The sequence below is a fragment of the Cupriavidus metallidurans CH34 genome (assembly GCF_000196015.1).
Taxonomy (GTDB): Bacteria; Pseudomonadota; Gammaproteobacteria; order Burkholderiales; family Burkholderiaceae; genus Cupriavidus; species Cupriavidus metallidurans.
The window spans coordinates 1,589,136-1,611,048 of the sequence record NC_007973.1; the positions used below are offsets into that span (position 1 = coordinate 1,589,136).

Genomic DNA, 21,913 nt, shown 5'->3' on the forward strand with positions numbered 1-21,913 from the left:
CGTCAACTCGGTCTCGCTTCGGCACCGTCGATGAGCCGTGCAACCTCATCGAGGCCGCGCCGGTAGACATCGGCGAGTTGGTCTAGGTGTGCGGCTTCGTCGACAAGCGAGCCGGGCTTGTGGATTAAGAGGTTCGCAAGCTGCGGCTTACCTTTCAAGCGCTCGATCGCGTACTGAAACGACCGAACCTGTACCCCGGTGGCTTGGCGCGTGTCCAACGGCTGCGCATGAAGGTCTGGAACGGTATACGTCGTCGGGTCGTTCCCGGCCCCCCATGCTGCCGTCAAGGCTGCGCGACGGATCAGACATGGCAGGCAATAGCCACATTGCTCAATACCATGTCCTAGCCATCGGGCCTTGGCGGGGGACGAGCACGACAACGAATCCGTCGCCAGCTTCTTCAAGAGGTCCGGGTTGCGACAGGCTGCGGCCATTTCTCCCTTCGTCTTGTCCCAGTACGGATTCCGAATCTCGCCATCTATGTCGAGTGCGATGAGCAGGTCGTTCCACCTCGCCATGTAATACGGGTGTGTGGTGCGGGTGCTGTTTGATCCCAACCGCAGGGGGTCCAAAGGCACATTCAGCGCGATCAGTCCGTTCTCGGGAACACGCAGGACAAAACGGCGCCCAAGCCCTGTGCCCGCGAACACCCCGAGCGCGAAGAACAGGAATGACCTGCCGCGCGTGCTGTCCTCCGAACCAACGTCTGCCACGAGGCCTTTCTTGAAGGTCATGCCGACCCGCAAACGCTCGAAAGATGACTGGATGTAATACTTCTTCAAACCTGCAAACAGCTTGCCTTGAGCATCGCTCGTCGCCCCTTCCCCGAAGTGGCTCACCAGCAATGGCGTCGCGCCATCCTCCAGTAGGTCGATGGCACCAATAAGGCTGTCCAGTCCTCCTGAGAATAGGCTGACGGAATCAAAGGGAGGCGCGATCAGACTTGGAGGAGCCACTTGGGTGATCGTCGTGAACCGATCTGGACGTGCCCTGAAGCCGATCGTCCAGCGATCTCCCGTCAAGAAGTCCAGAGACCTCTTGAGCGTCGGCGCTGCTGCTCCCCAGCGAGTCGGATCGCTGACCGGCACGACCAGCCGTATCTCGCGCGTCCACGAATCCTGCGACTGCTCGGTGCGAGAGATGCGTGTGTCGGCTGCATGGACATGGGCGGCCAGTACCAGCAGGTCGATGCCGATTTCCGAAGGAAATACGCCGATCTTCTTCAGACTCGTCAGCGCGCCACTGATACCGTGATCCAAGGATTTCTCGCCGGCGACGAGTTGCAGGTAGGTCGTCTGTTCATCAGCGCCCGCCGTCACATCTAAGCGGTCATCCGGGCCAAAACGACCCACCAGGAGTTGTCGCTTCATTGATTGGCCTCCGCCTCGCCGAGGGTCTGCAAGATCGCAAATGCGGACTCATACACCGCGTCCACGAAGCCTTGAACCCGCTCGGGGGTGAGATTGGGTGTCTCCGCCCGTGCTCGCGTGAGCGCATCGCTCACTCCACCTCGGATGAAGTCGCGCAACTGCTGCTCGACCCGATGTGCTGCCTGTGCATCTGTCGGCATGGTCACGGCCTTGGTGCCGATGTCATTGCAGATGCGCGCCTCGATGGCATGGGTGGCATATAGCTCGAAAACCGTCTGCATCTGATCCGGGGTGAATGTGGCCAAGTCGGTGAGACCCTCGCTCGCCAATTCAACAATGGTTTCGATGTAAGCCTCGCGGGCGATGCCTTCATCGACCGTTCCCGCGCCTGGGCAGATGTAGTCGGCCAAGCCGACGAAAATCTCAGTGATCGGGCGACCTGCCAACGATTCTAGATCCAGGGCACGCAACGCTTCGCGCACACCCCGCGTTTGCGCATCGGCCAAGAAGCCGAGGAGCCGCGCGCCGGCACCCCGAGAGGCGCCCATGCGCTGGGCAGCCTGGCGTGAACCCCCGGCGGACGTTGAGATGTACCTTGAGACCGCACGGCCCAGGTTGGCTCGATCGCTGCCACCAGAGCCAGCGAATCGCGTGAAGCTGTTGCGAGCGCCAGAGAAGCGCTGCGGGTCCGCTGTCCTGGGAATAGGTGGGCGGTTTGGCGGCACCGGCGGTGCGGCGCCGTCCGCGGGCGGCTGGCCATCCGGTCCTGCACCATTTCCCGGAGCAGCAGGGGCGCCACCGCCATCGATGTCACCCAGCCATGATGGAACAAGTGGTGTCCCGCCACCTGGCCCGCCGTAAGCTGTCGAGGTTCCCATTAGCGGCCTCCCTTCAGATCTTTGAGCGCCGCTTCGGCGCTGGCCTTGAGACCGGGGTTGTTGGTGACTTTGCTCCAGTCTCCCAGCAGCTTCGTCAGGCGAGTGGCGCATTCGGTGTCTTGGATGACGCCTTGCCAGCCGCTGACAACCCAAGGCCCGCATTTGCTACTTGGCAACACCTCCAGGAAATCCAGCAACCGGCTCTGGAGGCTGGGCTGCGCCCTCACGAGGACGGCGAGACCATCGACGCCCGCCGGTTTGGTGTCGAAAACACCCGTGCCCATGATCTTGCTGCGCATGGCCTCGAACACTTTCTCGGCTTCAGGCTGCACGAGTTGCTTCAACTCGACTTCGTAGCCTTGGACGGTCATCTTGCCGCCGAACAGCTTCTCGACCACACCAGCCAAGTGACCCAACACCGACACCGGGCCGAAGTAGTCCTTCTTGTCCTTTGTCACGAACAAGTAGGGGCGCAGATCGAGTCCAGATAGCTTCGGCAAGAGGCGCGCCCAGTCGCACACCGTCTCCGACGATTTCCATTCGATCAATACAGCGTTATCGGGTGCAGGTGTGGGCTCTGCGGATTTCTGACCTTTTGACTCGCCATCTTTAGCGTCAATCGCCGCAAGGTTCTTCTCCAATGCTTCGAGGTCTTCGCACAGTCCTTGCGGATGGATCGCTGCAACGAACGCGATCTGCTCGAACAACCGTGGGATGAAGCGTTCCGCGAGCATGAGCTTTGCGAGCACGGGTAGCTTGATGTCGTCGCCGAAACCGCGCGCGGTCGCAGTGCGTTCGCGCAGCAACAGCGTATTGAGAAAGCGCTTGATCTGGCGCGGGTTGCCCTTTGTGCCGCTCGCCAGAATGGGACCGATCTGGTCGCTGAGCGCAAGAGCGTTGTTCGCCTTCTCGGCCTGCTTGCCGAGCGCCGTCTTGATCGTCGCGGCATCCAGACCGCCGCTGGTCCAAGGCCGTTTCAGCTTCTCCCGCGCCACGGCGATCAGCTTCCCGTAGTCCGCGTCGTCCTCGCCGACTTCGGCGCCGGCCAGCAACAACGCCACGTAGATTCGCGTCTCGGCTTCTCCCAGGGCCGGGATGCGAAACGGAACCTGGATGAGCTTTTCGAGGTAGTTGCGGGCGTAGTCTCGCGGCCCGGTGCTGTCAGGCAGGTCGGGAAAGTGCTTACGCACCGCATATTCGATCATTGCCTCGTCTGCCGCAACGACGAACGCTGTCTGCGCAGTGAAAACAAACAACCGGATCGCTTCGAGTGTTTCAATGGCTGTGTCAGGCAGGCAGCGGTCAAGATCGTCGATCAGGACAACGAGCTGCTTGATGCCAGCATCTTTCAGAAGCTGGTCGAACGCCTTGCGGAAAGCCTCCACTTCCTCTGGCACGTTCTTGGACTCGCCCGGCTTGAGCACGGCCTTCGCCTGGTCGATGGCCGCCGAAATGTTTTCCTTCGTTACGAGCTTGGCAGGGTCTGTCACCAGCGCTTCGAGCGAGCCGACAATGGCTCCGATTTGCTCCGGTGTCGGAATGCCAGTGAATGCGGTCAGGGCCAAGCCGCCGGATCGCTTGGCGACCTTCAGCCAGTCGATGCGACGGAAGACGTCCTTGATGGCTACTGCCGCTTTTTTCAGCGCCGGACGTTTCTCGATCAAGCCTGTGACGATCCCCTCGATCAAGGCGATCTTCGCGTCCTCGAAGCCCTGGAAACGCCATCCATTGAACTTGAGGCACAGAACATCGTCCTGGTCTGCGAAGCCGGCCTCGATCATTTCGAGCACGCTGGATTTCCCCGCCCCCCAGTCGCCATGCACTCCGATCGTCACTGGGTGGTCGGGCTTCGCACGAAGCAGCCCGATAATCGTGGTGGCAATGGCTTCGTTATTCAGCAGATCAACTTTGGTTTCGTTATCGGTCAGGATCACTTGTCTCCTCCCTCTCTATTAGGAGTGGGGCAGGGCTGCACCTGCCTCTTTGAGGGCTAATAGTCGCCTCTTCAGTGGTGCCGCATCGCCGGGATGAAATCTTTCCAGATGCAGAACTTGTCCCATTGCCTGGGCGTATGGGCCACGCTCAAACGAAAGCGCCTCGCCTTGCGCGATGCGTCGTTCAACGGCATGGACGACTGCACGAATCTTGTTGCGCGTGGCTTTGTCCAAGCCAGGCTTGTTGTTCACTGCGAGCTTCGTGACGGCCATGCGGCTGCCCGATGTGGCAATTTCATGCTTGGCTCGTTTGGCCTTATAGCCATGCTTGAGCAGCATGCCGTACACCTGCCGCACTACGTTCGTTTTTGCCTCGTTGGTCAGGAACGTTTTAGACGACACGGCGATGTCATCGACATAGCGAGAGTAGACAAGACCTTGGGCTGCGAACTTGCCGAACAACTCGGGCTCATCCCACCAGAACACGAGGTTGGCAAGGAATGAACTGGTTATCGCCCCTTGGGGCAGTTCGCCATGCCGGGTCGTCAGTTGTGTCAGGCATCGCGCCACGTCCTCGCTGAAGCCGAAGAAGCCGCGCCAGATGCTGAACACGCGGTCTGCCGACGTGGAAGGGAAAAAACCGCTGATGTCCTCGTTGATGACGATCCGTGCGCGGGCATGGAGCGAGGCGTTGACCTTGTAATCGCAGCCTTTGATACTCCCCGTCAAATAGGCCGGGTAGTTCACGTGGTCGAGGATCTGACTCTTGATCCTTCGATGAACTTCCTTCAATGGCTCCCGTGCATCGTAAGTATTACGGATGCTGCCGTCCGGTTTGGTGATGGACTTTGCGACTCGGTAAAGGTCGTTAGCACGCTCGGCCAATGTCGGGAGGTCGCCGACAGGCATTCCCAGCGCAACATGCAGGGCTTGCAGCGTGCCGATGCGGCGCTGGCTATAGGAGGGGGCGTTGGTCGCTGACTGGCTCATTGAGCAGTTCCAGTGCCGTGCGCGCAAGGTCTCCTTGCAGCGACTTGCCGATGCCCGTCAGATCATCCCCTTCAGCGCCGAGAAAAAAGATGATGCCCACGGGCATATGCAACGCATGGGCGATTTTGGTCATGGTGGAAAGCGTCGGATCACGCTTATTGTTTTCCAGCATGGAAAGATAGGAAACCGAGCATTCAGCCTGTCGCGCCAGATCAGCCTGGGAGATGCCCCGCCGAGTGCGGCATAGCTTGATGGCTTGTCCAACGTTCATGATCGACTCCGGTAATCAAATATTGGGCTTGCTGCGTCTTGGCCCACTTCCATCACTTCATCCAGTCAGTGAGATTGCTCACTGCGCGGATGACGATGTCAGTGATGCGCAGAGTCCGATCCAGGAGTTTCCCGTGATCGTGCTCCCGCTTCTCAGAGCTTTCAGACATATCGCGCAGTTGCCACAACACGTCATCCAGTTCAGCCAGAGCGCCAGCATCGAGTTGGCTGTAATGTGCATCGCGCAGCTTTTGGAGCGTTGCGATGCTGTTCTTCAAAGTTTCAAATTTCATGGATTGCTCCTTCTAAACCCGGCACAACGCCGAAGCCCCGTAACAAGGCGATTGGCCGAAAGGAGCCAACTCGATGCGCAAGCCCAACACCAGTCGTCGCGGTGATGAAGCCCCGTCCGAGCGTCTATCCGATTGCGCTTTGTGATTAGCAGATTACATCTGGCTAACCGTGGTGCGCGGGACGATGCGAGGGCGAACCTTCGCGGCGGACCGATCGTTACCGGCCTGCCTCACCTCAAAATCTCCAACACTGGATGAAGGAGCGGCCTGAATCACTTCAGGCAATACACTGACCTTTCGCTTTTACGGTAAGAGCAACACTTCAAAGAACGTGTACCTAGGCGATTCGCCTAGCCGAGGGCATTACAGCACAAGTCTGCGCGTAATGTCAATAGAATTTCACTGATGGTGAATTTATAGGTGTAGTAGTGGCGTCTCCGGCCAAGAAGCATGGCCGGTCGCGCTGTCGTGCTGCGCATCGAGCCGCCTGCGGCGTCTCGCCCCATCGGGCTTCCATCGTTCCCTCGCTCCGCTCGGCTGACGCCTCCGGCCCGACTTCATTCGGGCCTGCGCGCTCCGCTTGCCGAAAACCGGGGAGCGTGGAGGCGCGAGGGATGCGGTCTTGCTTTTCCCTTCATCGTGCCACGGCGTGCTCGCCGTCAAGGGCGGCGCGCCGATGGCGCTTGCGGCCTGCGGCCGTCGCTGTCCCCTGACTGCTTGCGCTGCGCCGTGCCTCGGACGGGTCGGGCAATTCCGCCCGGCAACCTTTCAGGAGTTCACCATGATCAACGCACTCATCACTGACGAACAGCGCATCGTGCTGCTGGCCAACGGCCGCGAATCTCTCCAGAACCCGGACTTCGATCCGGCGCCCGTGGTCAAGTTGTTCACGCCGGACGCCGGCGCGACCTGGCTGCTGACCGAGATTGATCCCGATGACCACGATCACGCCTTTGGTCTTTGCGACCTGGGGCTGGGTGAGCCGGAAGTTGGCTGGGTCAGCCTGGGCGAACTGGCGACGGTGCGCGGCGGGCTGGGCCTGCCGATCGAGCGCGACCTGTCGTTCCGCGCCGAGAAGCGATTGAGCGCCTACGCGCGCGATGCGCGGCTAGCCGGGCGGGTCATCGTCTGACCCGTCCTTGGGGCGTCGCGGGACGCCCCCTCGCATCGCGCCCATGTGACGCGATGCCTGCGCGCCTTCGGCTTGCACTCCAGGGGAAAGCCCTGCGGGCTATCCCCGCCGCGCAGGCTTGGCGCCCCTGAACACCGCCGACCCGGCTGTGCCGGATCGGCCAGATTTCATTCGCAGCAGATCCACGACGCCTTGCGTGTGCTCATCCTGATCCTGTGGTTCCTTCGCTTCTGAAGTCTGGGCGTCCCCGGCCACCTGGGAGATGGCCGGGCGCGCTGTCGTGCGCGTGGCGCATCGAGCCGCCTGCAGCGTCTCGCCCCTTCGGGCTTCCATCGTTCCCTCGCTCCGCTCGGCTGACGCCTCCGGCCCGGCTTCCAGCTTCGGGCCTGCGCGCTTCGCTTGCCGTGCGGTTCGGCACACAGGGATGGCCGTTGCCATGTCCAGCCGTCTTCCCTGACTTCATCACCTTGTCCGCGACTGTAGCCCGCGCCCGTGCGCCGTCAAGGCGCGCAGGGCCGTGTCCTCGGCTGCGCCTGCGGGCCGCACCAACCCTGCGCTTGTCTCCTTGACGGCGCCCGTTCGCGCGCTCCTGACCGTCGCGGGCGATGAACTCAGGAAAGACGGTGGCAACAGGGCCAACCGGGTTCCTCGTGCCGACCGCACCGAACAGCCGAAAGGCTGGGCTCCGAATCTAGGAATCCGGTGTGCGGTTTTCTTCAACAGCCTTTTTGTTCAGGAGAAAGACATGCAACTCGCATCCCGTTTCGCTTCCCGTTCCCCCTCGCTGCGCAGCGATTACCCGCTGTCCGATGACCAGATTCGCAGGGTGGCCCCGTCCATCTTCGCCGATGCACCGCATGAGAGCCGTTCCGAGCGGTACAGCTATATCCCCACCGCCGCCGTGCTGACCGAGCTTCGCAAAGAAGGCTTCCAGCCCTTCATGGTGACGCAGACCCGCGTGCGCGATGAAGGCAAGCGCGAGCACACCAAACACATGCTGCGCCTGCGCCATGCCAGTCAGATCAATGGCGCAGAGGCTAACGAAATCGTGCTGCTGAACTCGCACGACGGCACGAGCAGCTATCAGATGCTGGCCGGAATGTTCCGCTTCGTGTGCAGCAATGGCCTTGTATGCGGCGACACCGTGGCCGATGTGCGCGTACCCCACAAAGGCGACGTGGCCGGTTCCGTCATCGAAGGCGCTTTCGAGGTGTTGAGCGGCTTCGAGCGGGTGAAGGAATCTCGCGATGCCATGCGCGCGATCACGCTGGATGAAGGCGAAGCCGAAGTGTTCGCCCGTTCCGCGCTGGCCCTCAAGTACGACCCCACGAACAACAAGCCCGCGCCCATCACCGAATCGCAAATCCTGATGCCGCGTCGGTTCGATGACAGCCGCCCCGACCTGTGGAGCGTGTTCAACCGCACGCAGGAGAACTTGACCAAGGGCGGATTGCATGGCCGCAGCGCCAACGGACGTCGCCAGCAGACCCGACCCGTGCAGGGCATTGATTCCGATGTGCGCCTCAATCGCGCCCTCTGGATGCTGGCCGATGGCCTGCGCCAGTTGAAAGCCTGAACCGTCCCCCCGCCGGAGGGGCGGTTCCCCTCCATCCCTTGTTTCACTCGATTGGAGATTCACCATGAACACCGTTACCCAAACCGAAGCCCGCGCCGTCAATACCATCGCCGCTATCCCGCTGGAAGCAGCCGACCCGACCAAGAACCTGATTCTGGTTCCGCTGTCGCGGCTAGTGCTGCGCCCCACGGGCCGCAATGTCCGGAAGACCCCGCGCATGTCCATCCCCGAACTGGCCGCGAGCATCCAGCGCGTGGGCTTGCTGCAAAACCTGATCGTGATTGCATCCGCCGATGGCGAGCATTACGAAGTCGTGGCCGGTGGCCGCAGGCTGGCCGCGTTGAAGCTGCTGGCGAAAAAGCACCGCATCAGCAAGGAATGGGAAGTGCCTTGCCTACTGGTGGCCGATGGCACCGCCCGCACGGCCAGCCTCACCGAGAACGTGCAGCGCGAAGCCATGCACCCGGCAGACCAGTTCGAGGCATTCGCCGCGCTGGTGGCCGAAGGTCGGCCCATCGAGGACATTGCAGCGGATTTCAGCGTCACGCCACTGGTGGTGCAGCGCCGCTTGAAGCTGGCGAATGTCTCGCCGCGCCTGATGGCCGACTATCGTGCCGATGCCGTGAGCCTTGACCAGTTGATGGCCCTTGCCATCACCGACGATCACGCCGCGCAAGAAGCCGCTTTCTACGACGCACCAACATGGCAGCGCCAGCCGTCCGCGCTGCGCGAACGCCTCACCGAGCGCGAAATCGACGCCTACCGGCATCCGCTGGTGCGATTCGTCGGGCTGGACACCTACGAAGCCGCAGGCGGTGGCGTGCGCCGTGACCTGTTCGCGGAAGGTGACGCGGGCGTGTATCTGACCGATGCCGCGCTGTTGGACAGGCTGGCGCAAGACCGGCTGGCGGGCATCGCCGCCACCGTCCGCGCCGAGGGCTGGGCGTGGGTGGATGCCACGCCGGGCGTGACCCATGCCGACCTGCACGCCTTCCAGCGTGCGCCGAGGGAACGGCGCGAGCCAAACAAGCGGGAAGCGCAACGCATTGAGAAGTTGCAAGCCCGGATGCACCAACTGGCCGAAGCCGTGGACGCCGCGATGGACGCCGATGACGAGGAAAAGGCCGACGCCCTGCAGGAGGAAGGCGAAACCGTGGGCGAGCAGTTGCAGGCGTTGGAAGATGGCTTGCAGGACTACGGCCAGACCGTGAAGGCCGCAGCCGGTGCCATCGTCACCATCGACCGCAACGGGCAGGCCGTCATTCATCGCGGCCTGATGCGCGAAGCCGAAGCCAAGGCGCTGCGCACGCTGGAAAAGCTCCGGCAGGGTTTCAGCGACAGTGATACCGCCAACGATGACGAAGGCGAGGAAGGCGAAGCGCCCAAGGCCGCAGCGATTTCCGACCGGCTGGCCCAGCGTCTGAGCGCCCATCGCACTGCCGCGCTGCAAATCGAAGTCGCCCGGCATCCGCATGTCGCGCTGGCCGCGCTGGTGCATGGCATGGTGCAGACCGTCTTGCAGGGACGTCGCTACGGCAACGATCTGCCGCTGGGCGTGCGCTTGGCGGTACAAGACCGACTGGAAGGCATGGCCCCGGACTGGCCGGAATCGCCTGCCGCCGTGGCGCTGCGCGAACTGGAACAGGTGGCAGGCGTTGCCTTGCCGGAGGAAAGCGCCGAGCTGTTCGCCGCGCTGCTGGCGAAGTCGCAAGACGAACTGGTGCGACTGCTCGCCGTGTGCGTGGCTTCCACGGTGGACGTGGTGACGCCTCGTGCCACGCCACACCAGCCCGGCGTGGAACTGGCGCAGGCCGTGGGCCTCGACATGGCCGCATGGTGGAAGCCGACCGCAGAAGGCTACTTCAAGCACGTTTCCAAGGCCGTGATTCTGGATGCCGTGGGCGCGTTTGCACCGGAATCCGTCACCCGGCTGGCGAAGCTCAAGAAGGCCGACATTGCCAGCGAAGCCGAACGGCTGGCGGACGGCTCGGGCTGGATGCCTGCCATCTTCAAGGCCGCAGGCCCGCAGGAGGCAGGCCCGGAGCAGGGCGCCCCGGAGGATGCTGAAGCAATGGCGGATGAACCCGCCGAGGCGCTGGCCGCTTGACCGGCGCCGAAGGCAAGCGCCCCGGCTTAGACCGGGGCGCTTTGCTATTGGTGCGGCTCCATACCGGAAACGCCAAAAATCCGGGCGCGGCGGTAGCCGCGCCCGGTGTCAAAGCACAACAGTCTGAGCCGCAAAGGCGGCTCAGACTGTTGTGATGACGTCGCATAGTGCGCGATATAGAGATCTACGCAGCAGGAACGCGTTAGCCAAATACTGGCAGTGCCGGTGGCACTGCATGAATCCAGCATCCAGGACTTTCACTATCAAAAAAATCCACATGGACAGGCCCTAAATCATCCTGAATGACTTGGTACGCATAGTTGCAATAGACCTGATCGCCACGAAAAACAGAGACTGCCACTCGCTGGATGCCGGTTCCACGCATCCGTCGCAACAAATGTCGGTCGTGCTCTCCTAGTCCCCAGCCAAATAGTGTCAATGTAAACCGCTGCGAAGTGAGCACCTCACGATACACTGTAGAAAGGTAGTAGCTATTCTGGATAGAGGACACCTTCTGCGACATCGTTCCTTCGCTGACAAAGAGGGGCACAACTCGCTCGCTGCGCCACTCCGCAAGGATTGCCTCCAGCAAACCTTCGCCGGCATTGTGAATCTTGAACTCCTGCTCCACCACATTTCGGCACAGAGCCAAGCTTCCGTGCGGATAGAACACCAAAGTGTTCGTTCGCTCCCTTAAAGGTTCGCGAAATCTTCCCCAGGCATCGTCGAACATGCCGTTCCAAACGAAGCAATCCTTGAATACGTGATCGTCCTGAACGTTGAGTCCATAAGTCATCGTCCAGTAGACCAGCAAGTCATAGTTCAACGATAGAACCGTATCGAACCCTTTGAGGAATTGATACATGCTGGGCAGGTGACCACTCACTAGGTCGTATGCGGGATGCACGCCGCGAACGGCCTGAATCAGACACTCTCTGACATTCAGATAGGCTTGATGCGTTCGATCATCCGGTATCTGTAGCGACCTGTTGACGTTGGACGCTTGCCAGACCAGCCGCAGGATTAGCTCGAAATCGGATGTGCCGAAAGAGCGAAAAAGTTGCTGCACATCATCTGCAAGTAAACCGGCTTGCTGGGCGTGATCTAACAACGAGCCATAGCCAAAGCTGGATGAAACAGCGATGCTCGCCCCATTGCCCAAAAGAATCGTGCCGCGATGGTAGCCGGGTGCAATGTGTTCCCACGGCATAATTAGATATGGCATATATGGTTCTCCCTATTTCCTTCGCACTTCATCGTCGAACTGCTGTAATAGGTCATTTTCCGCTATCGCACTAGCTCGGTGTTGGGGCTGTGTGGGCGTGTCGGCGCGAAGCGCCACCGGGCTTTCGGGCTGCGCCCCGTGCCGTCTTTGCCGTCACAGCCATTCGGCTTCAATCCCTCACGCCTTCGCGCCTGCGGTGCTGCGCGCTCCGCTTGCCTCCAAGGGAAAGCCCTGCGGGCTATCCCCGCCGCGCACGGCTTGGTGCCCCTCGATGCCGCCGACCCGGCTGCGCCAGATCGGCCCGGCCAGCGCCCCACCATATGGGCTGGGCTGGGCAGGTACGCTTGGGCTTGCTGCGGCAGGTTGTGCGAATGCGTGCCGTCCTCAACGCTGGCGGTTCTCGCCCATCACGTAACAAAGGACGGTTCACGGACATCCCGCCCGGCATCGCTATGGAGCGTCCACGTCACGCCTCAAGACCGGGGCCGCAAGGTGCGGCAGGGGCGTTCTCGCTTGTCGTCGGGTGGTCGACCTGGCCTGCGTCAGCGGGCGAGCCGGTGCAGCCTTCGTGCGGGGATACCGAGTCGGCCCTGTCTCCTTTCGGTGCGGTTCGGCCCAAGGCGTCCTTGCGTTGTTGTGAATCCTGGCGGTGGCGCGGCTGCGCCTCGGGCTTCATGGCTGCAACCGTCCGGCGAAAACAATTTCCCCTCTGCTGCGCAGATTCCTCGCGGGCCAAATTCTTTTCGCCTCCCGGCTCTCCACTGCGTTGCGACCGCAAGCGGTGCAGCCCGCCCGTCCCCCGCCGGCCGGATCACAACAAGGACGCGATGGGCGCGAACCTTGTTCCACCAAAAGGAGATCCATCATGGCCAACATCGGCAACTTCACCGCAGACAAAGACGGCTTCACCGGCACGCTTCGCACCCTGACGCTCAACGTCAAGGTCAAGCTGGTGCCCAACGACAAGGGCGACAACGAGAAGTCCCCCGACTACCGCCTGCAGGCCGCCAGTCACGACATCGGCGCGGCGTGGAGGAAGACCAGCGAGGCCGGGCGGGAGTACATCTCCGTGACCCTTGACGATCCTTCGTTCCCGGCCACGGTCTACGCCCGCCTGATCGAAGGCGAGGACGGCACGCACGACCTGATCTGGTCGCGCAGCAAGCCCCAGGCGGCCTGACGGCCGCCAGCGCCCCGCCCACGCGGCGGGGCGCAGTGCTGCTTTTGCGGCGCTGCGTGGAGGCAGCACCATCGCCTAGTCTGCGCCGTATCGAGTTGCTTGAGTATGCGTTGAGTCTGCGGCAGCAAGGACGGCCGGGCGTGCGGTGCCTTGCACCGCCGGGCTTTTCGGGCTGCGCCCCGTGCCGACTTCGCCGTCACGGCCATCCGGCTCCAATCCCTCACGCCTCCGCGCCTGTGGCGCTGCGCGCTTCGCTTGCCCTCCGGGGATCGGCGCAAGGCCCATCCCCGCCGCGTTGCACTTGGCGCCCCTTGAACACCGCCGAACCGGCTTTCGCCGGATCGGCCGGGCCGTCGCCTACGGCTGGGCCGCTGCTGCGAGCTGGCTTTCAGCCTCGCTCATCAGCACGGCCGTGCTGCATTCGAGCGCGCCAGCTATCTTGAAGATGATCGCCAGCGTGGGCATGTGCTCGCCGCGTTCGATCTTGCCCATGTGGGAACGCTCGATGCCGGCCTGGTGTGCCAGCGATTCCTGCGCGATTCCGCGTTCCATCCGCAGCGCACGCACCGCCGCGCCGAAGGCGTGAGCCAACTCGGCGTCGTGGGTGGTGGAGCCGGCCGGTCGGCCGCGCTGGACGGTTCGCTTCTGCATGGACAGAAGCGTCAATTCGCAGCACAATTAAAACCACGTTATCTTTAACTCATTCATTCGATTCGATCCTTTTTTGTGGTTCTACGCTTTTACGGAAATCCGCCTCTGAGGCTTCCTACAAAAGCGCAAAGCCTCATCCGTGCATTTCTTCAAATCCGCCGATACGGCTTTACGCTTTGACGTTTCGGTGGATTTGTTCCAAGAAGGGGCCGCCCATGAACCGACTCATCACCGAGGACGAGCGCAGGCAATTGCTGGTCCACGGCCAAGCCCGTGCCGGTGGCGAGGCCATCGACCCGCTGCCCGTGGCGCGGCTGTTCACCCCGGACGCGCATCTCATCTGGCTGCTGGCCGCGCTTGATCCTGCCGATGGCGATACGGCCTGGGGACTGATCGACCTGGGGTTGGGGATGCCCGAGTTGGGCACCGTGAAGCTGTCCGATCTGGCATCCATCGTCGGGCCGCGCCAGCAGCCCGTGATGCGGGATCGGTATTTCCAGGCAGCGCGCCCGCTGTCGGAATATCTGCGGCTGGCCCAGGAGAACGGTTCCATCCTCGATTGAACCGTTCGCGCTCAGGCCAGACCGGGCGCATTGAGACTATTTCCGTCTTATTCCAGACCTGTCCGGTCTGAATCCGCACTCTTGCATCAAACCATTGCTGGTGTGACTCAATCAGTCAGGCTCTTTTGTGCGGAGTCGGGCACGGTGTTTTATGCCGCATGACGTTTTCAAGTCGAGCGGCCGTCGCATTCGGACGGGATTCGCAATACACCGGAGCCAATCAGTCTTGACACCGCATGTTACAGCTTGAATGGATACAGAGGACGGTTTTTGACCTGAATGCGGTAGCTCCGTTTTGATCTGCCCGTGGCGGCGTTCCTGCGGTTCGACAGGAGCTTTCGTCATGGTCAACCCTCACCACGTTGCCCACTGGTATCCCACCGCCGCCTATCTGTACATCCTGGGCTTGGACATGCTGGCGCTGGCCTGGGAGTACCTGCGCAGGCATCCCGACTACCGGCTCGACTGGCTTCGCCACCGCCGTCGGTCACAGGCCGCACAGCATGCGGCGCTGCGCTGGGGCTTGCGCCTGCTGGAAGACCCGGCCCTGGATGCGCGCGACGCGCACCCGGCCTGGCTGCCCGGCAATGCCGCCGTGGTGCAGCTCCATCCCGATCCCGATCCGCCGCCGGATGCGGCCGTGTTCGCGTTCTGGCGCATCCCCGGCCACAAGCAACTGCTGCACGACGGCAAGGGACTGGCGCTGATCGCGCGCAGTCCCGGCCATTGTTCGCGCCTCGCGCTCGCTCCGGGCCTGGAGGACGGCATGGCGGTCGTTCATGCTCATCGCGGAAGTGGTGGCGGCGGCGCTGCCGCGCCTGCCCGCGGCCATGCGCTTGTGCGGGATGCCGCGCTGGCCCATGCCATGCCCAGGCCACCTCCTGCCGCACTGTTGGAGCTGCACACCTTGCAGGCGCTCGACGCGACCCTGGCGGGTGCGTCCTTGCGCGAAGTGGGCGAAGGGCTGTTCGGTGCCGACGCCGTGGCCGATTGGTACAGCGACGGCGGCCTGCGCTCCAAGGTGCGCCGCCTTGTGCGGCGCGGCGATGCGCTGATGCGCGGCGGCTATCGCCGCCTAGCACAACTGCCGCCGCTTGAGAAGGGTCGTTTTGATAAGGACGCAAAACGACCCTGAGCAAGAGGGCTTCGTTTTCTCAGACTGCCTCCATCCGGTTGCGCTGTGTGGCCGGAGCTTTGAAAGCTATGGAGGTTCTCACCATGCGTCCCGCTCCCTTGCGGCCTGCCGCCGCTCCTGCCACTACCACTGCGCAACCGCAGCGTTACCTCACCAACGACGAAGCCGCTGACTATCTGCGCCTGTCGCCGCGCACGTTGGAGAAGCAGCGCGTGCTCGGCGGTGGCCCGCGTTTTCGCAAGTTCGGCCGGCGCGTCATGTACGCCGTGGCCGACCTCGATGCCTGGGCCGCCGAGCGCAGCTTCGAGAGCACATCCGATCCCGAATACGCCGAGCAGCATTCGGCGGACAGCCGTGCGCGCTGATCGCTTGCGCGCGGATGGCCTTCGCCATGTCCAGCCCTGCGCTGCCATCCCGGCAGCGGCCGTTGCAGGAGCGCGAACAGCTCGACCTGTTCCGCGCCTTGCCCGGCGACATGGCGCCGCGCGACAGCCAGGACTTGATGGCCTATCCGTTCTTCTCGCTCGGCAAGTCCAAGCGGGTCAAGCCCATCGACTTCCGCGCGGGCAACGTCACGATCCGCGTGGAAGGCACACAGGAGCACGGCATCGCCACGATTTGGGATGCGGACGTGCTGATATGGGCGGCCTCGCAGATCGTGGAGGCGAAGGACGCAGGCTTGCGCCCATCGCGGCTGATGCGCGCCACGCCCTACGAGATCCTGCGCTTCATCGGGCGCGGCAAGTCGCTGCGCGACTACCAGCGCCTCAAGGCCGCACTCGACCGGCTGCAATCGACCACGGTGGCCACGTCCATCCGCGAGACGACCGGGCGGCGCCTGCACCGTTTCTCATGGATCAACGAATGGAAGGAACTGGCCGATGCCAGCGGCACGCCGCTGGGCATCGAGCTGATCCTGCCGGACTGGTTCTATGCGGGCGTGCTCGACGCGGCCCTGGTGCTGACCATCGACCCGGCATATTTCCGGCTGACTGGCGGCATCGAGCGGTGGCTGTACCGGCTGGTGCGCAAGCACGGCGGCAAGCAGGCATACGGCTGGCAGTTCGACTTTCGCTACCTGCACCAGAAATCGGGCAGCACCGCCAAGCCCTACGAGTTCGCTTGCGACCTGCGCGCGCTGGTCGCGCGGCAGTCGCTGCCCGGCTACGTCCTGGGCATCGAGCGGATGCCGGACAGCGGCATGGAGCTGCTGACGTTCCGGCCCGTGCCGCATACGGCACGGGGATAACTCCGGGAAAGCCTGTGGATGGTGTCGTGCTATCAGGCGTGCGGGGTATCGTGCTATCAGGCGTGGGACTATCGTGCTATCAGGCGTGCCGATCGGCCGAAAACCCGCGCCAGCACTGGGTTTGCGCGTCCTCTAACTTCCCTAACTTCATTTCTCTAACTTTTAGTAGGGAAGCGCCGCTGCGGTGGATAACCACCACGCGGCCACAAACGCAGCAGCAACAGCCCGGCTTTTCAGCATGGAGGGCCAGGCCATGATCGTCGCTTTGCTCAACCAGAAAGGCGGCGTGGGTAAGACCACGCTCGCCACCCATATCGCCGGCGAGCTGGCGATGCGCGGTCAGCACGTCGTGCTGCTGGACGCCGACCCGCAGGGTTCATCGCTGGACTGGACGCAACGCAGAAGCCAGCAAGGCTTGCCACGGCTGTTCAGCGCCGTAGGGCTGGCACGCGAAACGCTGCACCAAGAGGCGCCAGAACTCGCCAGACGAGCCGATCACGTCGTCATCGACGGCCCGCCGCGCATCGCAGCGCTGGCGCGCTCCGCGCTGCTGGCGGCAGAGCGCGTGCTGATTCCGGTGCAACCCAGCCCCTACGACCTGTGGGCCAGCGCCGAGATGGTGGCGTTGATCCGCGAGGCGCAAGTGTTCCGGCCTGCGCTGCGCGCGGCCTTCGTCATCAACCGGCGCGTCAGTACCACCGTAATCGGGCGCGAAGCGCGCCAAGCGCTGGCCGACCAACCACTTCCTGCGCTGCGCTCGGAAGTGCATCAACGCATCGTGTTCGCCGATAGCGTGGCCGCTGGTCGGCTTGCGCGAGAGACGGCGCCAGACAGCGCCGCCGCGCGCGAAATCACCGCGCTGGTCGATGAACTGCTGCGGTGGCCGTCATGACAGCAAAGCCGCCACCAAGCAGCAAACGCGCTGCCAAGCGCGTCGGCATCGGTGCACGTCCGCCCGCGAATCCGCACGCCGAGGCGTGGATTCGCCAGGGCGACGCCGATGCGCTGGGCAAGGGCGACCTCTACACCGCACGCCTGACGCTCGACATCACGCCCGCGATGCGGGCGCGCATCAAGGTGTCGGCCTTCACGCAAGGCGTGACGGTGGCCGAGCTGCTGCGCGGCCTGCTGGAGCGCGAGTTTCCAGAACACCGCAGAGAGAACACACGATGATCGCATCCGCTTTGCCTGCCGCTGACGCGGCCACGGCTGCAACGTCGCCGTCACCAGCACGCGCGGCGCGGCCTATCTCAACGCTGCTGACGCGCGTTTCGCTAGCCTTCCTAGAGCACCGTTTCAAGCTCTATCTGCGCTTTGGCGAACCGGCGCGCACGCAGCGGCTCGACCGCTGGCGCAGTCTCGCCGTGTTCATGCCCAATGCCGTGTTCTGCCGCATTCGCTGGCAGGCCAACGACTACGGCACCGTGCGCTGGCAACTCATGGTGATGCAGGCTTGCACGCCGCTCGATGCGGCGCAGCGCATCCCCGGCGTGCAGCCCGGCGCACGCCTGTTGCTGCACGTCGAGGGGGAGAACCAGGTGCGCGCCGTGCTGGAACGCATTGACGCCATCGAGGCGCTGGGTATCGCGCCGTCCGCCGCTTCGCCCGCGTACTGGCGCACGCTTGCCAACCGGCTCGCTGCGCGCCTGCCGCTGCCCGAATACACCGCCGAGCGGCACGCCGCATGGCTGATCGGGAAGGAACTGCCATGACCGCCGTTTCCCCTGCCGACACCGCGCCGCGTCCTCGCTCGCGCCTACACGCTCGCATCGTGCTGGCGGGCCTGTCCGCCTGCGGCCTCGCTGCGCTGGCCTGGGCGTCCTTCGTGCATCCACTGCCGCGCCTAACCTACAACCCGTCCGACAGCGTGGCGGTAGGCTGGTATCGCGTCGATCCACTCGACCACCGCGCCAGCTCGCCGCCTCGTCCGTTGTCCGTGGGCAGCATCGTGCTGGTTCCACTGCCTGCCGAAGCCGCAGCACTCGCTGCGCAGCGCGGCTACCTGCCGACGCGCATCCCGCTGCTCAAGCGCGTCGGCGCGGTCGCGCCGCAGGAGGTGTGCATCGCTGACGGCAGCGTCCGCATCGACGGCGTGCCTTCGGCCGCCGTGTTGCCTGCTGACCGGCTGGGACGGCCGCTGCCATCCTGGCAGCAGTGCCGCCGCCTTCGGTCTGGCGAGCTGTTCCTGCTCAGTGTCATCAATCCGGCGTCGTTCGACAGCCGGTATTTTGGGCCGGTCAGCGCCGCCACCGTGATCGGCGTTGCACGTCCGATCTGGCTGGAGTCACGCCCATGATCGCCGCCGATTCGCTGCGCATCATCGTGCTATCGGGCGTGTCGTTCTGTTGGCCGTCGCCGTGTCGTCGCGCGTGCAGTGCGGGTGCCAATCCTGCGCATTGGGCACCGCACTTCGCGCTGCCTTCGGCGCAGCCGTCCAACGTGCAGGCGTCTTGCCTCGAACGCGCCCTACCTGCGGCCGTGCTCGCGTTCGCCGACGCGCTGGCTGCTCGCGCAGCAGCGCCGCCGGGCCGCCGCTGCCCGGAGCGTCAGCGAGGAGCAAAGGCGGAAGGCAAGACAAAAGGGGGCGGCACCTGTCGGGCCGCAAAGCCAGTCTGCACATGGGGGTGGCGCGGCACGCAGCGGCTTCGCCACCGTGCCGCTTGGGACGCGAGGCCCGCGCCGATGCGGGCATGTCCGCGTGCTTTGCACGACCAGACACGCCGGAGCTTGCAGGGAGCACAGCCATGACCGACCGCCGCGACGACGATTTCCGCATCCGCCCCGGCGCCCCGAAGAACCGGGGCCAGGGCTTCGTCTCCAAGGTGCTCAAGCAGGCGAGCAAGGCCAGCGGCGGCAAGTCCTCGGTGCGCCGTCCAGGCGGCAGTGGCAAGGGCGCTGGCACTGGCCAGCGGCCCGGCTCACGCCTGGGGCGCGGCCACACGGCGGCGCGCTTCGCGGGAGCGAAGCTGACGCCCATGTCGCGGCGCGTGACCATCAAGACGCTGCTGGTCAACCAGCAGCGGGCCAGCCCGCAGTCGCTCGCCAAGCACCTGCGCTACATCGAGCGCGATGGCGTGGGCCGCGATGGCGAGCCGGGCCAAGCCTACGGGCCGCAGACTGATGCCGCCGACCTCGATGCCTTCAAGGAACGCTGCGCCGACGACCGGCACCATTTCCGCTTCATCCTCTCGCCCGAGGATGGCGCGGAGCTGGAAGACCTGCGCACCTACACGCGCCACCTGATGGGCCGCATGGAGGCCGACCTGGGGACGCGGCTGGATTGGGTGGCAGTCGATCACTGGAACACCGACAACCCGCACACACACCTGATCGTGCGCGGGCGCGACGACACCTGCAAGGACCTCATCATCGCGGGGGACTACATCGCCGATGGCTTCCGTCATCGCGCCGCCGAACTGGCGACCGAATGGCTGGGGCCACGCACCGAGCTGGAGATCCAGCAGACCTTGCAGCGCGAGGTGGAGCAGGAGCGATGGACGAGCCTGGATCGCACGCTCAAGCGCGAACTGGGCGACGATGGCCTGGTGCATGTCGAACGGCTCAACGAGCCGAGGTTGCAACGCCAGCGCCTGCTGCTGGTCGGCCGCCTGCAACGCTTGCAGCGCCTGGGCCTGGCCGACGAGATGCAGCCGGGCACCTGGGCCGTCCATTCCAATGCGGAGAAAACCCTGCGCGCCCTGGGCGAGCGTGGCGACATCATCCGCACCATGCAGCGGGCCATGCGCGGCGAGCCGCGCGAGCTGGCGGTGTTCGAGCCGGGCGACGACGGCCGCAGCATCGTCGGCCGCGTGGCCGCGAAGGGGCTGACCGACGAGCTGCGCGACCGCGGCTATCTGGTCATCGACGGTGTGGACGGCAAGGCCCACTACGCTGCGCTCAACGCCCGCGACGAACTGGCGAACTATCCCACCGGCGCCGTGGTGGAGGTGAAGGGATCGGCCGACGTGCGCGCGGCCGACCGGAACATTGCCGCACTGGCGAGCGATGGCCTGTACCGCACCGATCATCACCTTGCCATCGCGCAGGGTCAGGCTGTGCCCGGCCGCGATCCGCAGGAAGTCGTCGCGGCCCATGTCCGCCGGCTGGAAGCCCTGCGCCGCGCAGGCATCGTGGAGCGCGTGGCCGAAGGGCTATGGAAGGTGCCGGACGACCTGCCCGAACACGGCCGCCGCTACGACGCGCAGCGCCTGGGCGGCGTGGCGGTGGAACTGAAATCGCACCTGCCCATCGAGCGGCAGGCCCGCGTGATCGGGGCCACCTGGCTCGACCAGCAACTGATCGGCGGCGGCTCGGGCCTGGGCGACCTCGGCTTTGGCGGTGAGGTCAAACAGGCGATGCAGCAGCGCGCAGATTTCCTGGCGGAACAGGGGCTAGCCGAGCGGCGCGGGCAGCGCCTGATCCTCGCTCGGAACCTGCTGAGCACCTTGCGCAATCGGGAACTGGCGCAGGCCGCGAAGGACATTGCCGCCGACACCGGCCTGGAGCATCGGCCCGTGTCCGACGGCCAGCGCGTGGCTGGCATCTACCGGCGCTCCGTCATGCTCGCCAGCGGACGCTACGCCATGCTCGATGACGGCATGGGGTTCAGCCTGGTGCCGTGGAAACCAATAATCGAACAAAGGCTGGGACAGCAACTCACCGCCACCGTGCGCAACGGTGGAGTGTCTTGGGGATTTGGCCGGGAGCGTGGTTTAGCGTGACGTAAGCATCAATCAGCATCTTCGCGCAGCGGATTTCTGATGGATCTAAGGGAGAACTGCTTCGGTGTGACGCCGAAAGTTGCACTGAATTTATCTATGAATCTGCTTGCTCCATCGTATCCGAGCGTATACGCGATGCTGGTCACGCTATGCCCCGCTGCCAACAATTGCACAGCCCGCTGCATGCGAGCGGCATCACGCCACTCCACGATTGACATCCCAGTCTCCGCCCGAAACTGGCGCGTGAGACTTCGCCTGGACATGAATGCTAGCGCGGCCATGTCGTCAAGAGAATTTGCTACTGCCAAGTCATCAATAATTTTTCTTGCGATATCCGCGAGCCTAGAAGTCTTAGGGTACGGCAAGCACATAGGCTGGGGCGGGAGCAAACCCAACTCATCGACGAGGGCCTCTAGCAGACGAAGCTCACGTTTGTCGCTCGCGGAGGACACTCCGCTCCCAGGCAATCTTTCAAGAATTGCAGCTGATAAGGCACTTTGCCTGAAGGCCGTCGGCCGGCCAGGGAGGTCCAAAGATAGCTCAGGGGCAAGATGGCCCACCCAGCCTGACATTGTCCCGTGAACACGTGCGCTGTGTGTCACCTCGGGTGGTATCCACCCAATTTGCCCAGGCGCTACT

Annotated in this window: 22 protein-coding genes; 13 read left to right on the plus strand and 9 right to left on the minus strand. The window is 63.8% G+C overall.

Features of this window, described 5'->3' with window-relative positions:
• Nucleotides 1–2: 2 nt before the first annotated feature.
• Genes qatC through RMET_RS07425 form a run of 6 tightly spaced genes read right to left on the minus strand, consistent with a single transcriptional unit; the run spans nucleotide 3 to nucleotide 5,735 of the window.
• Complete coding sequence (gene qatC, locus RMET_RS07400) at nucleotides 3–1,370, minus strand: Qat anti-phage system QueC-like protein QatC (protein WP_011516218.1); 1,368 nt, start codon at nucleotides 1,368–1,370, stop codon at nucleotides 3–5.
• On the minus strand, nucleotides 1,367–2,359 hold the full coding sequence (gene qatB / locus RMET_RS34440) for a Qat anti-phage system associated protein QatB (RefSeq protein WP_322790411.1): 993 nt from the start codon (nucleotides 2,357–2,359) through the stop codon (nucleotides 1,367–1,369). The genes qatC and qatB overlap by 4 nt, the downstream gene beginning before the upstream one ends.
• Nucleotides 2,248–4,182 carry a Qat anti-phage system ATPase QatA gene (gene qatA, locus RMET_RS07410; protein ID WP_011516220.1) on the minus strand — a complete coding sequence of 645 codons (1,935 nt, stop codon included), beginning with the start codon at nucleotides 4,180–4,182 and terminating at the stop codon, nucleotides 2,248–2,250. The genes qatB and qatA overlap by 112 nt, the downstream gene beginning before the upstream one ends.
• 18 nt (nucleotides 4,183–4,200) lie before the next feature.
• Nucleotides 4,201–5,172 carry a reverse transcriptase family protein gene (locus RMET_RS07415; protein ID WP_011516221.1) on the minus strand — a complete coding sequence of 324 codons (972 nt, stop codon included), beginning with the start codon at nucleotides 5,170–5,172 and terminating at the stop codon, nucleotides 4,201–4,203.
• Nucleotides 5,138–5,443 carry a helix-turn-helix transcriptional regulator gene (locus RMET_RS07420; RefSeq protein ID WP_011516222.1) on the minus strand — a complete coding sequence of 102 codons (306 nt, stop codon included), beginning with the start codon at nucleotides 5,441–5,443 and terminating at the stop codon, nucleotides 5,138–5,140. The genes RMET_RS07415 and RMET_RS07420 overlap by 35 nt, the downstream gene beginning before the upstream one ends.
• Nucleotides 5,444–5,495: 52 nt before the next feature.
• Nucleotides 5,496–5,735, minus strand: coding sequence for a hypothetical protein (locus RMET_RS07425; protein ID WP_011516223.1), 240 nt, complete (start codon nucleotides 5,733–5,735; stop codon nucleotides 5,496–5,498).
• 781 nt (nucleotides 5,736–6,516) lie between these two features.
• On the opposite strand from RMET_RS07425, the gene RMET_RS07430 reads away from it, so the two are divergent.
• The 3 genes from RMET_RS07430 (at nucleotide 6,517) to RMET_RS07445 (ending at nucleotide 10,550) form a co-directional block, all read left to right on the plus strand.
• Nucleotides 6,517–6,867, plus strand: coding sequence for a DUF2958 domain-containing protein (locus RMET_RS07430; protein ID WP_011516224.1), 351 nt, complete (start codon nucleotides 6,517–6,519; stop codon nucleotides 6,865–6,867).
• Nucleotides 6,868–7,612: 745 nt separating this feature from the next.
• Entirely contained in the window at nucleotides 7,613–8,443 is an 831-nt protein-coding gene (locus RMET_RS07440) for a DUF932 domain-containing protein (RefSeq protein WP_011516226.1), read from the plus strand.
• Nucleotides 8,444–8,507: 64 nt separating this feature from the next.
• Entirely contained in the window at nucleotides 8,508–10,550 is a 2,043-nt protein-coding gene (locus RMET_RS07445) for a ParB/RepB/Spo0J family partition protein (protein WP_011516227.1), read from the plus strand.
• Between the two features lie 202 nt (nucleotides 10,551–10,752).
• Here RMET_RS07445 and RMET_RS07450 read toward each other — a convergent pair whose 3' ends face one another.
• Nucleotides 10,753–11,775, minus strand: coding sequence for a DUF4917 family protein (locus tag RMET_RS07450; RefSeq protein WP_011516228.1), 1,023 nt, complete (start codon nucleotides 11,773–11,775; stop codon nucleotides 10,753–10,755).
• 865 nt (nucleotides 11,776–12,640) lie between these two features.
• Between RMET_RS07450 and RMET_RS07455 the strand changes: the two genes are divergently transcribed.
• Nucleotides 12,641–12,955: a DUF736 domain-containing protein gene (locus tag RMET_RS07455; protein WP_011516229.1), complete on the plus strand. Its 315-nt coding sequence runs from the start codon at nucleotides 12,641–12,643 to the stop codon at nucleotides 12,953–12,955.
• A 357-nt stretch (nucleotides 12,956–13,312) separates the two neighbouring features.
• Here the strand turns inward: RMET_RS07455 and RMET_RS07460 are convergent, their stop codons facing one another.
• Nucleotides 13,313–13,606 carry a helix-turn-helix domain-containing protein gene (locus RMET_RS07460; protein ID WP_011516230.1) on the minus strand — a complete coding sequence of 98 codons (294 nt, stop codon included), beginning with the start codon at nucleotides 13,604–13,606 and terminating at the stop codon, nucleotides 13,313–13,315.
• Between the two features lie 215 nt (nucleotides 13,607–13,821).
• Between RMET_RS07460 and RMET_RS07465 the strand changes: the two genes are divergently transcribed.
• The 9 genes from RMET_RS07465 to RMET_RS07505 all read left to right on the plus strand — a co-directional run bounded on the left by RMET_RS07465 (nucleotide 13,822) and on the right by RMET_RS07505 (nucleotide 21,274).
• A complete protein-coding gene (locus RMET_RS07465) occupies nucleotides 13,822–14,169 on the plus strand; it encodes a DUF2958 domain-containing protein (RefSeq protein WP_011516231.1) in 348 nt (115 codons plus the stop codon).
• Between the two features lie 343 nt (nucleotides 14,170–14,512).
• Nucleotides 14,513–15,304, plus strand: a complete 792-nt coding sequence (locus RMET_RS07470; protein ID WP_011516232.1) for a DUF2285 domain-containing protein — start codon at nucleotides 14,513–14,515, stop codon at nucleotides 15,302–15,304.
• 83 nt (nucleotides 15,305–15,387) lie between these two features.
• Nucleotides 15,388–15,669 carry a helix-turn-helix transcriptional regulator gene (locus RMET_RS07475; protein WP_029310327.1) on the plus strand — a complete coding sequence of 94 codons (282 nt, stop codon included), beginning with the start codon at nucleotides 15,388–15,390 and terminating at the stop codon, nucleotides 15,667–15,669.
• A gap of 26 nt (nucleotides 15,670–15,695) precedes the next feature.
• Complete coding sequence (locus RMET_RS07480) at nucleotides 15,696–16,553, plus strand: replication initiator protein A (RefSeq protein ID WP_041240493.1); 858 nt, start codon at nucleotides 15,696–15,698, stop codon at nucleotides 16,551–16,553.
• Between the two features lie 253 nt (nucleotides 16,554–16,806).
• Nucleotides 16,807–17,445 carry a ParA family partition ATPase gene (parA, locus tag RMET_RS07485; RefSeq protein WP_011516235.1) on the plus strand — a complete coding sequence of 213 codons (639 nt, stop codon included), beginning with the start codon at nucleotides 16,807–16,809 and terminating at the stop codon, nucleotides 17,443–17,445.
• Nucleotides 17,442–17,726: a hypothetical protein gene (locus RMET_RS07490; protein WP_011516236.1), complete on the plus strand. Its 285-nt coding sequence runs from the start codon at nucleotides 17,442–17,444 to the stop codon at nucleotides 17,724–17,726. The genes parA and RMET_RS07490 overlap by 4 nt, the downstream gene beginning before the upstream one ends.
• Entirely contained in the window at nucleotides 17,723–18,265 is a 543-nt protein-coding gene (locus RMET_RS07495; RefSeq protein ID WP_011516237.1) for a DUF2840 domain-containing protein, read from the plus strand. Before RMET_RS07490 ends, RMET_RS07495 begins: the two co-directional genes overlap by 4 nt.
• Nucleotides 18,262–18,849, plus strand: coding sequence for a S26 family signal peptidase (locus tag RMET_RS07500; RefSeq protein ID WP_011516238.1), 588 nt, complete (start codon nucleotides 18,262–18,264; stop codon nucleotides 18,847–18,849). Before RMET_RS07495 ends, RMET_RS07500 begins: the two co-directional genes overlap by 4 nt.
• Before the next feature lie 448 nt (nucleotides 18,850–19,297).
• Nucleotides 19,298–21,274: a relaxase/mobilization nuclease domain-containing protein gene (locus tag RMET_RS07505; protein ID WP_041240104.1), complete on the plus strand. Its 1,977-nt coding sequence runs from the start codon at nucleotides 19,298–19,300 to the stop codon at nucleotides 21,272–21,274.
• A gap of 8 nt (nucleotides 21,275–21,282) precedes the next feature.
• Here RMET_RS07505 and RMET_RS34445 read toward each other — a convergent pair whose 3' ends face one another.
• A complete protein-coding gene (locus RMET_RS34445; RefSeq protein ID WP_080710407.1) occupies nucleotides 21,283–21,846 on the minus strand; it encodes a helix-turn-helix transcriptional regulator in 564 nt (187 codons plus the stop codon).
• Between the last annotated feature and the right edge of the window lie 67 nt (nucleotides 21,847–21,913).

Coding starts and splice junctions, on each gene's coding strand:
- RMET_RS07500 (WP_011516238.1), top strand. CDS start 18,262: ATGACCGCCGTTTCCCCTGCCGACACCGCGCCGCGTCCTCGCTCGCGC.
- RMET_RS07505 (WP_041240104.1), top strand. CDS start 19,298: ATGACCGACCGCCGCGACGACGATTTCCGCATCCGCCCCGGCGCCCCG.
- RMET_RS07415 (WP_011516221.1), bottom strand. CDS start 5,172: ATGAGCCAGTCAGCGACCAACGCCCCCTCCTATAGCCAGCGCCGCATC.
- RMET_RS07495 (WP_011516237.1), top strand. CDS start 17,723: ATGATCGCATCCGCTTTGCCTGCCGCTGACGCGGCCACGGCTGCAACG.
- RMET_RS07450 (WP_011516228.1), bottom strand. CDS start 11,775: ATGCCATATCTAATTATGCCGTGGGAACACATTGCACCCGGCTACCAT.
- parA (WP_011516235.1), top strand. CDS start 16,807: ATGATCGTCGCTTTGCTCAACCAGAAAGGCGGCGTGGGTAAGACCACG.
- RMET_RS34445 (WP_080710407.1), bottom strand. CDS start 21,846: ATGTCAGGCTGGGTGGGCCATCTTGCCCCTGAGCTATCTTTGGACCTC.
- RMET_RS07470 (WP_011516232.1), top strand. CDS start 14,513: ATGGTCAACCCTCACCACGTTGCCCACTGGTATCCCACCGCCGCCTAT.
- RMET_RS07445 (WP_011516227.1), top strand. CDS start 8,508: ATGAACACCGTTACCCAAACCGAAGCCCGCGCCGTCAATACCATCGCC.
- qatB (WP_322790411.1), bottom strand. CDS start 2,359: ATGCGCCACTCGCCTGACGAAGCTGCTGGGAGACTGGAGCAAAGTCAC.
- RMET_RS07440 (WP_011516226.1), top strand. CDS start 7,613: ATGCAACTCGCATCCCGTTTCGCTTCCCGTTCCCCCTCGCTGCGCAGC.
- RMET_RS07475 (WP_029310327.1), top strand. CDS start 15,388: ATGCGTCCCGCTCCCTTGCGGCCTGCCGCCGCTCCTGCCACTACCACT.
- RMET_RS07425 (WP_011516223.1), bottom strand. CDS start 5,735: ATGAAATTTGAAACTTTGAAGAACAGCATCGCAACGCTCCAAAAGCTG.
- RMET_RS07430 (WP_011516224.1), top strand. CDS start 6,517: ATGATCAACGCACTCATCACTGACGAACAGCGCATCGTGCTGCTGGCC.
- RMET_RS07465 (WP_011516231.1), top strand. CDS start 13,822: ATGAACCGACTCATCACCGAGGACGAGCGCAGGCAATTGCTGGTCCAC.
- RMET_RS07480 (WP_041240493.1), top strand. CDS start 15,696: ATGTCCAGCCCTGCGCTGCCATCCCGGCAGCGGCCGTTGCAGGAGCGC.
- qatC (WP_011516218.1), bottom strand. CDS start 1,370: ATGAAGCGACAACTCCTGGTGGGTCGTTTTGGCCCGGATGACCGCTTA.
- RMET_RS07455 (WP_011516229.1), top strand. CDS start 12,641: ATGGCCAACATCGGCAACTTCACCGCAGACAAAGACGGCTTCACCGGC.
- RMET_RS07490 (WP_011516236.1), top strand. CDS start 17,442: ATGACAGCAAAGCCGCCACCAAGCAGCAAACGCGCTGCCAAGCGCGTC.
- RMET_RS07420 (WP_011516222.1), bottom strand. CDS start 5,443: ATGAACGTTGGACAAGCCATCAAGCTATGCCGCACTCGGCGGGGCATC.
- RMET_RS07460 (WP_011516230.1), bottom strand. CDS start 13,606: ATGCAGAAGCGAACCGTCCAGCGCGGCCGACCGGCCGGCTCCACCACC.